Origin of the sequence: Vibrio sp. TRT 29B02, from assembly GCF_050113655.1 — a bacterium.
Classification (GTDB): domain Bacteria; phylum Pseudomonadota; class Gammaproteobacteria; order Enterobacterales; family Vibrionaceae; genus Vibrio.
Genome location: NZ_JBNJOJ010000065.1, coordinates 1 through 1,206, shown reverse-complemented (window position 1 = coordinate 1,206; position 1,206 = coordinate 1). Strand labels below are relative to the sequence as shown.

At 44.9% G+C, this 1,206-nt stretch carries 1 protein-coding gene; it reads right to left on the bottom strand.

All coding sequences use genetic code 11. The annotated features are described in order from the left end of the window. Window positions 1-17: 17 nt before the first annotated feature. Window positions 18-1,129, bottom strand: a protein-coding gene (locus ACQEXT_RS21175) for an IS3 family transposase (RefSeq protein WP_426953440.1) whose coding sequence is annotated in 2 segments (ribosomal slippage) — window positions 18-868 and window positions 868-1,129 — 1,113 coding nt in all. Because the reading frame shifts where the segments join, the coding sequence is not laid out codon by codon here. Window positions 1,130-1,206 lie beyond the last annotated feature (77 nt).

Genomic DNA, 1,206 nt, shown 5'->3' with positions numbered 1-1,206 from the left:
ATGTAAACCTCCCCTAATTAGTTGCGCCCATAATTAGAGGTTTCGGTTTGTTCATTCTTCATTAAATATTCCCATGGTGTCAGATCGTTGAGGGCATCATGGGGACGTTCTTCGTTGTATTCTCGTATCCAGTTTTCTGTTAGCTCACGCACTTCATTCAAGGTTCTGAACACATACATATCGAGGATCTCTGTGCGATACGTACGGTTAAATCGTTCGACATAGGAGTTCTGAGTCGGTTTGCCTGGCTGGATAAATTCCAGCTTGATATCATGCTCCTCAGCCCAAGTCGCAAGCGTCACAGAGATGAACTCTGGGCCATTATCCATTCGCAACTTTTCTGGATAACCTCGCCATGCAATGATTCGTTCAAGCACTCGAACCACTCGTTGCGCAGGGAGGCTTAAATCCACTTCGATAGCGAGTGCTTCACGATTGAAGTCATCCACTACGTTGAAGGTTCTAAATCGACGTCCGCACTGTAAGCTGTCACTCATAAAGTCAATCGACCAACACTGGTTAGCTACCATAGGCACATTAAGCGGCTCAGGCGAACGAGTTGGTAAGCGTTTTTTCGCTTTACGACGCCTATTGAGTTTGAGTTCGCAGTAAATCCGATATATCCGTTTATGATTCCAGCCATGTCCCCAGCGACGAAGTATTTTGAGCAATTTGCTAAAACCGTAGGCTGGATAACGCTCAACCGCCTTTTGCAGTTCAACAATCACTTCATGATCGTTATTCAATTTAGGCTGGTATCGATAAACCGAATCACTAATGCCAACTGCGCGACAAGCAAGACGTAAACTGGCATTGTGCCGTTGTCTGGCATACTCAACCAGTTCGCGTCTTATCGCTGGCTTTACAGCTTTTTTTCTACGATGTCTTTGAGAATTCGATGCTCTAAGCTCAACTCAGCAAACATGGCTTTCAAGCGACGATTCTCCTCTTCTAAGTCTTTAAGGCGTTTGACTTCAGAGGCTTCCATCCCACCGTATTTTGCTTTCCAGTTGTAGTAGGTGGCATCTGAAATGCCGTATTCACGGCACACTTCATTGACCTTACGACCCACTTCCACTTCTTTTAAGATTTTGACGATTTGTGTTTCTGAGTAACGTGATTTTTTCATCGCGGGTTCTCCTTCTATGCTCAGTCTAAGCCGAAGAACTCTAAAATGGTATGCCACTAGTTTAGGGGAGGTTTACA